This is a genomic window from Candidatus Aquicultor sp., assembly GCF_054640775.1.
Genome location: NZ_JBTSLF010000125.1, coordinates 1 through 7,685, shown reverse-complemented (window position 1 = coordinate 7,685; position 7,685 = coordinate 1). Strand labels below are relative to the sequence as shown.

6 protein-coding genes and 1 other RNA gene are annotated in these 7,685 nt (G+C 50.5%); 2 read left to right on the top strand and 5 right to left on the bottom strand.

What is annotated here, in order from left to right; all coding sequences use genetic code 11:
• The 4 genes from ACYC56_RS10335 to smpB form a co-directional block, all read right to left on the bottom strand.
• On the bottom strand, positions 1-903 hold a 903-nt coding region (locus ACYC56_RS10335; RefSeq protein ID WP_461374099.1), incomplete at its 3' end, for a PAS domain S-box protein.
• Positions 904-1,176: 273 nt separating this feature from the next.
• Positions 1,177-1,857, bottom strand: coding sequence for a DUF975 family protein (locus ACYC56_RS10330; protein ID WP_461374098.1), 681 nt, complete (start codon positions 1,855-1,857; stop codon positions 1,177-1,179).
• 419 nt (positions 1,858-2,276) lie between these two features.
• Positions 2,277-2,609, bottom strand: a transfer-messenger RNA (tmRNA) gene (gene ssrA / locus ACYC56_RS10325).
• Positions 2,610-2,777: 168 nt separating this feature from the next.
• Positions 2,778-3,248 (bottom strand): SsrA-binding protein SmpB, encoded by a 471-nt coding sequence (smpB, locus tag ACYC56_RS10320; protein ID WP_461374097.1) that lies wholly within the window; start codon positions 3,246-3,248, stop codon positions 2,778-2,780.
• A gap of 188 nt (positions 3,249-3,436) precedes the next feature.
• Here smpB and ACYC56_RS10315 point away from each other — a divergent pair, with 188 nt between their 5' ends.
• Entirely contained in the window at positions 3,437-5,017 is a 1,581-nt protein-coding gene (locus tag ACYC56_RS10315) for an FAD-dependent oxidoreductase (protein ID WP_461374096.1), read from the top strand.
• Positions 5,018-5,045: 28 nt separating this feature from the next.
• On the opposite strand, the gene rnr is transcribed toward ACYC56_RS10315, so the two are convergent.
• Positions 5,046-7,145 (bottom strand): ribonuclease R, encoded by a 2,100-nt coding sequence (gene rnr, locus ACYC56_RS10310; protein WP_461374095.1) that lies wholly within the window; start codon positions 7,143-7,145, stop codon positions 5,046-5,048.
• Positions 7,146-7,340: 195 nt separating this feature from the next.
• Between rnr and ACYC56_RS10305 the strand changes: the two genes are divergently transcribed.
• Positions 7,341-7,685: hypothetical protein (locus ACYC56_RS10305; protein WP_461374094.1), on the top strand; the 345-nt coding region annotated here is incomplete at its 3' end.

Genomic DNA, 7,685 nt, shown 5'->3' with positions numbered 1-7,685 from the left:
GGCCGCCACCTCGACATCGATTACCTGCCCATCGATCGCTATAAATTGTTCTTCGATAAGGCCCACCGATTCACCACGCTTAAGCGCTTGAATCCGACCTATTACAACCTGGCGGCTCTCGGGATTGACAAAATCAAGTACCGGCTTGCCGATAATTTGATCTTCACTCGATGCACCGAATATCCGCAGTACGGCATCATTTGTATAGACGATTTTACCATCACAATGAACGATTATCCCATCCGGTGATAGCTCTACAAGGCGGCGGAAGCGCTCTTCACTTGCACCCAGATCTTTTTGTATCTTCTGGAAATAAACGAGAAGAATGCCGATGGCAATGGTGATCTCGAGCACGGAACCCAAGAGATACCCCCACGGGGCAAGCCATACCAACGGTCGTATAAACGGATAGTCGATCTTATGGGCACCCCACACGACAAACGCCCACCCTGTGACATGGTTGCCGACCCCCTTGGTGGTATGTGAGCGTAAGAACGCTATACCGGTCCAAATATTTGTCACCCCGAGAAAAGTAAAAGTCGGCAAGGCGAGAGAAGAAAATGAAGCGTGCATGTAAACCCCGGTGATAATCCATACGATGCCGAGAGCGGACCCATATTTCCACCACTTGGACATCGGTTTACCTAGAAATTCATGGGTTCCCCATAGGAGAAACAATCCGCTTAAAAGAGAAGATATTTGATTTGCGATTAGTAAAGCCGGAGATTTTTGCCCGATGATCATCCAGAACTCGAAGACAAACCGCAAGAGATAGATCGCCCACCCTAAGGTCCAGATGGCTAAGAACCGTTCACGGTTTTGTCTGTAAAGGTAGGAGTATACCAATACTAAAATAAAGATGCACGACATAGTCGCGATTTCAGAAGGGATCATCCACGACATACAGCGTCGCTCCAATCGGTAATAGCCACAGAACATCCCCCTTAAAGTACCGGTGATTCACTGAATAGTTATGGGTTTATGCAGGCTGGTAAATGGCCTTGACACATATTCTATATGTTATCGTCGTACCCAGGGGTTACTTTATATATCAGATGATTTACCGTTAGAGATAAACAATACGGTGCAAGGATTGTCATGGCAAATCGGTAAAAAGAAGGAAGCCGGGGTTTTGCCCCGGCTTTAAGGTTTATTGCAAATATTGTGAATCATCGATTACGAAGCAACGGGCGTAGCGCCGGTTTCCACTTCGGCGGTCGCCTCTGGGTCAGTGTTGGCTGATAAGTTACGGTATACGCGAGCCAGCGCGATCAGCGTCATCGGTACGGTTATAAACAAACCTACAAGTAAAGCCAACTCGCCTACTAGATTTAGAACATAGAGCAGCAGGCCAAAAACAAAGAGGTCTACCTTGGCGCCCTTGGTCATCTGAGAACTTTTCTTCAAAGCCTCAATCGGCCCAGCCCCATCGATGACGAAAAAGCCGAAGAACTGGAACTGGATAGCCCAGATCATTCCCGGTATAACCAAGAGGAGCGAACCAACAGATACGATGAGCGCGTAAACCATCGAGCTTACGAGAAACTTAAACAGAACGGAGACGCTTGGGACGAGATCGCCAAGCCCTACCTTCTCACCATCCGTCACTTTCAGCGAAGCCCTGAACAACCCTATCTGAACTACCAGTGTAAAGATAAGTAAAAGCGCAAAAAGAACAAAAAATAAAGGTGAAATAGTATTATTCGTCGACCCCGCCGTGGTCGCTATCATGGCGACTAAAACGACGGTAGAGAGCGCCCCACCCGCTAAGAGGGCTCCGATAAAGAAGCCAAGGTTGCTTTTTACTTTGTCCCACGCGAATTGGATCGGCTCCGCGTAATCAAATTTTGCTGCCATTTCTCTCCCTCCTTCCGTTGCATAAATTAGACTTTCCGGTAGTTATGCAATCGGTTTAGGAGGATAAAGCTTTAGAGATTAGCTCTATGCGCTATCCAAAAATAATAGCCGCCTGAGAAGGCGGCTATTATCAATTATGTGGAGGCGGTGGGACAGCTACCCTTACGTTTCCGAAAGGACTGGACTATGTCTTCAACCACGTATCTCTACGTGGTTGCAAGGCGTATAGTAAGAGCCATAGATTACCGGTAATTTACTACCGGCGGGACTCCTACATAAGTCTCTACAGGGCACTTTTAAACTAGAAACTCCGTTTCTAGAGAGTACCCCTCGGCGTTGCCATACTCGTCAGAGTTTAGGTTTCACCGATGTAAGCCTTGTTTTCCTTGTAGCGTTACCGCTACAGGCGACTCCATTTCTGAATCGAACCCACGTCCTAAAGCATCTCCACAGAAGCATCTACGAGCGTATCCTGCGTTTAAAGGTTCGCGCGCGGCATCCCCGCAGGCGGGGTAAGCCGGTTGCTAGCCCATGAAATTTCCCTTAGACCCTTATGGGCGTCCGGGTAAGGTAAGCCCACTGTAATGACGCCGCTCTAGAGACGTGAGCACACTCTAGTTTGGCGGGCTGCAATTAAGCAGCTAAAGCGTAATCGCTTGTATTGTTGACGTTTATTTTTTCCAGATAGTTTTACGAGTTGTCTGAGCTCGGCTCGCTTCTTCTGCCGAAACAAAACCTCAGTCGAAACCTGTCGCCCCCATATGTAGATGTCAAAGTGCGATTATCACAGCCTGATATCAAATTGATTTCAAATTATGAGAGACTCGATTGGATTTGATACCCGGAAGAATAAGTATAGAGAATCCGGCGTCTCTTGTAAATGAGCCTTCGCCTTTATGCGCGGCTCTAAGTGGGCTTGCTTACTCACCTTTCTGGCGTTCGCGAAGAGCGCGTTCTACCTCGCGTTTTGCAGTACGTTCGGCGATATCTTTGCGCTTATCGAACAGTTGCTTGCCCTTGGCGAGACCAAACTCTACCTTGGCTTTACCGCGACCGTTAAAGTAGACCTTAAGCGGAACCAGAGTATAGCCTTTTTCCTTCGTTTTGCCGATAAGCCGCTGGATCTCCTTCTTGTGCAGGAGCAACTTGCGCGGTCTTTCGGGATCGGGCTGGGTGAATTTATCCGCGTGGCTGTAGGGGCTTATGTGCATGTTGAAGACCCACAGCTCGCCATCCTCAATGCGCGCATAACTATCCCGCAGATTGAGCCTGCCGGCGCGAAGCGACTTCACTTCGGCCCCCTTAAGCTCGATCCCGGCTTCGTATTTCTCGTCTATGTGAAAATCATGAAATGCTTTTCGGTTTGTTGCTACGACTTTATCTGTTCTCATAACTTATCAATTATACCATTTTGCTATCATTTTCGTGCGCGAACCGATGGTGGTTTGCGATACTGCACGAGGCGCCCTGCCCCCCTGCTACGCGTTATACGACAACCGCTTCTGGCTTACGAGAAGCTTGCAAACTCCCTATAATTGTGGCTTGAAGTGTAACAGAGCAGTTTCCACAGAGGTATCCTATGGCATTTTTTAAGAAATTTGTTTTAGTCGTCATCATAATAAGCGCTTTGTCTCTTAGCCTGGGCGTCGGCATGTACACAGAGCAGATCCGGCCACATGCCGGCAAGCTCGACACTGCACGCCGTCAGATGCTCGAGAGCCTAGACCCAGATACCTTGCGGGCGGCCGATGGCGCAGAGCCCACCAGCATATCACAGAGCTATGACGTGGTGGTCTTTGGGGGAACCCCGGAAGCGGTCGCCGCCGCCCTTTCAAGCGTGAGGCATGGGCTCAAGGTCTGCCTGGCGTACAAGAAGGGTACGCTCGGTGGAGTCTGGGCCGATGCGAGGCTCAACCAGCTCGATAACACCTATGCTAAGATCAGCTCCCCCGGGACATCCACCACGTACGCTCTCACCTCCAGGGGGATAAACGAGGGGTTTATGAAGCTGCTCGGAACAAAAAAGATGGAGAACGGTTTTTCGGATGGCGTGTTTGATAGCGCCAAAGTAAAGCCGGTTTTCCAAAGGCTTCTAGCCGACAATAAGATAACGAGTATTGCCTTTAAGGATTTTGATCTCAATGTGAGCGACCGCCGGGTTCAATCGATCAAGCTGAAAACAGCAGCAACCACCGGGCTCGTTGCTGCAAACTACTTCATAGATGGATCGGAGAATGGGGATTTGGCGGCAAAGGCCGGCTGTCCGTATACCCTCGGCCGTCATAATAACATCTACGGGACATTGGACAAGCCCATCCGGCTGCAAGCGAGTGATTATACAACCGATACCGCCCAGATGTCGGCAACGCTGATGTTTAGGCTCGGCGGGGTCGATTGGGAGTACCTCAGTAATGTGATCTTTGGTGATAAAGTGGATAAATGTGCGCGGTGCGGAAATGCCGGGTGGGGATATAACCTTGTCTGCGCAGGCTTCCACAATCCTAAGAGCGCAGCTAACGGTATCATGCTAAGCGGCCTTAACCTGGGGAGACAATCCGATGGGTCCGTGTTGATCAACGGTCTACAGGTATTTAACGTAGACGGCACCTCCGAGCAATCCGTGCAGGACGGGGTCAAACGTGCGAAAAACGAAGTGCCCCAGGTCGTCAGCTACTTGAAGAGCAAAGTTCCGGCATTTAAATCCGCTTACTTAATCGACACCGCAGACACCCTCTATATCCGCGAGAGCCGGCATTTTATCGGCGAGTACGTAATGACCATGGACGACTTGCTTAAAGGCGCTCAGTATTATGATTCTGTCACCGTCGGAAACCACCCGGCCGACATCCATCCCTATACGATGCAGGAAGCGCTGCAAAATCTAAGCAGGTTTGGAAACCTTGTGGATTTGCACCTGCAACCGAGGCTGTACGGGATACCTTTGAGGTCGCTGCTGCCGATGAAAGTGGATAATCTCGTTGTTGTCGGCAGAACGATATCCTGCACCCCGCAAGCCGCTTCATCGACCAGGGTAATCTCGATCGGGATTTCTGAAGCCGAGGCGGTCGGAAGCATCATCGGTATCTCAAAGCATCTCGATAGACCCCTTAAGCACCTGGCTCTCGACCAGCAGTTCTGGGCGACGAATATTATCGAGTAAGCGGTACGCCCGCCACTCTCCCCTTTTGCTATTTAACCAGAACGAAATCGATCCTGCGCTCGCCGATGATAACGTTTGCCACCTGGACCGTAACGGTTTGACCGATCTGGAACATGCGCCCGGTCCGTTGCCCGATAAGGGTGAACGTGCCTTCGTCATAGCTATAGTAGTCACCGGTGAGATCCCTGACATGGACGAGACCCTCGGCCGTGTTTGCGAGCTGGACAAAGAAGCCGTATCCGGAAACACCGGTAATGGTTCCGTCGAATACCTCGCCCACATGCTCCTTCATAAGCTCGCAAAGTTTAACATCGACGGATTGGCGCGCGGCATCGTCGGCCTCGCGCTCCATATAGGAGCTTTGCTCGCAGATGTCGTTGAGGTTGTCGACCATGTTGACGATGACCGGCTCGGAGAGGTTCTGGTCGAGCGTTGCCTTGACTAAGCGGTGGACGATCAGATCCGGATACCTCCTGATGGGTGATGTAAAGTGTGTATAGTGCTGGGACGCCAGGCCGAAATGGAGCATGCTGGACGGTGTATAGACCGCTCGCTTCATTGCTCTCAGCAGCAGGTTGTTGATTAAAAGCTTTTCGGGTCGATCGTGGGCGTACGATATGATTTGCTGGATGACCCGGGGATGGGCGCCTTTTAGTTTGCGCACGGGATAGTGCAGGTTCTCGATAAGCTCCTCGATTTGCACGAGCGCCTCTTCGTTTGGTTTATCGTGGACCCGATAGACCATGGGCGCATCCTGCCAGTACATAGAGCCGGCGACCGTCTCGTTGGTTACGATCATTGCTTCCTCGATAATCTTTGTCGCCGCTGTCCGCTCGCGAATAATAACTTCAACGGGTTTCAGGTCTTTACCTAAGATTACTTTGGGCTCAACAGTCTCGAAATCGAGGCTGCCCCGCTTAAGGCGTTTCTTCTCGAGGACATCGCTCAGCTCGCGCATATTTATCAGCAGGTCGCGCACATCGGGGTCGGGGTACTCCCCCGTCTTGAACGCGAGATCCACCTGCTCGTAGGTCAGGCGGAAGTCGCTGTTTATGACACCTCTATGTATCTCAAAGTCGATGACCTCACCCTGCTCGTCTATCACCATTTCGACAGAGAGGGTCAACCTGTCGACGTTGGGATTGAGGCTGCAGATGTTGTTCGAGAGTTTATGCGGAAGCATCGGTAACACCCTATCGGCAAGGTACACGCTGGTCGCCCTGGCAAACGCGTCCTCGTCAAGCGGGCTTCCGATATGGACGTAATGCGAGACATCGGCGATATGGACACCCAGGTGAAAATGACCGTCATCTCCATCGCGATGCATGCTAATCGCATCGTCGAAATCTTTGGCATCCAGCCCGTCGATGGTAACCGTAAACACATCACGGTAATCCTTACGTGTGGCGATTTCCGCAGCGGCGACCTCTGAAGGGACCGCCTCGGCTTCCGCCATTGCCGCGCCGGAAAATTCGGTGCTTAAGTTATGCTCCCTTACGATGACATCGATCTCGATCGTCGGGGACGTCTCATCCCCGATTATCTCGGTCACCAACCCCCGGGCCTCTTTCTTGCCATCGGGATATTCAAAGATTTTTGCGACTACCATATCGCCGTCTTTTGCGTCCATGGCTTCGTTTCTGTTAACCAGGACCTGGTAAAAGATACGCTTGTCGGACGGCACGACATGGCTTATCTTTCCATGAGCCTCATAGCGCCCGACCACGCGGTCGGTGGCCCGCTCGATGACTTTTGCGATTTCGCCCTCGCTACGCGGCCCCTGCCGCGTTTGCTTGCGGCTCACTTTTACCGCGACTTTGTCCTTATGCATGGCCCCGTTCATCTTACTTCCGGGGACGAAGATATCCCCGATCGCGGTACGAACAAATCCGTAGCCGGCTTTATTTGCCATCAGGTCGCCTATGACCATGTCGAGCTGGCTGGGCAGAGCATACTTTTCCTTCTTAGTCGTGACTACCTTACCCTCGGACTCCAAGATATCGAGGGCCCTTTTGATCTCGGACTTATCGATTCCGGGTAATTCTAGAAATACCGCCAGACCGTCGAGGTCCTGGGGGATGTACCCCCTTTTGCTCATCACTTTGATAATTTGCTTTGTTAACTGCATCTGCATCGCTCCAAATCGCTCAACGTTATCTCATCGCTTCTCGGGTCTATCTTAATATACCTTGTTCTACCTTGGTCTACCTTGTCCTATTATTACATATCGCCATTCTACCAGTTACGCGGGTTAGTATTTACGTCTCCCCATATCTGTTATAATATGAGCAAACAGCCTACAAAACTCTGGAGGTTTCATTTTATGCAAAATTTCAACCGCGAAACTCTTGCTCCTTGTATCGTCAACGATGGTATCCTGATTAACAGGAAGGACATGCTTCGTGCCCTCGAGACGCTTGAGAGCGTGAAATACGCGTATATCGTCGATGGCAACGTAATCAGCCAAGGTGAGGGTGTTGTCGTTAAAATCTTCTCAAACTCCGAGACCTCGACCCTGGTCGTTAACGGCTGCCTGTTTCTAAATATCCTTAGCTTTAATTATTTACGTTTTTACGTTCAAGATAACGGATTAACCACAATAGAGCTTGTTGAAGACTTAAAAACTTTGCAACTCACCCCTATCGAAGAAGATGCCCGCAGAATCAAC

Excerpts from the sequence above, each read along its gene's own strand:
- ACYC56_RS10315 (WP_461374096.1), top strand. The coding sequence starts at position 3,437 with ATGGCATTTTTTAAGAAATTTGTTTTAGTCGTCATCATAATAAGCGCT.
- ACYC56_RS10330 (WP_461374098.1), bottom strand. The coding sequence starts at position 1,857 with ATGGCAGCAAAATTTGATTACGCGGAGCCGATCCAATTCGCGTGGGAC.
- rnr (WP_461374095.1), bottom strand. The coding sequence starts at position 7,145 with ATGCAGTTAACAAAGCAAATTATCAAAGTGATGAGCAAAAGGGGGTAC.
- smpB (WP_461374097.1), bottom strand. The coding sequence starts at position 3,248 with ATGAGAACAGATAAAGTCGTAGCAACAAACCGAAAAGCATTTCATGAT.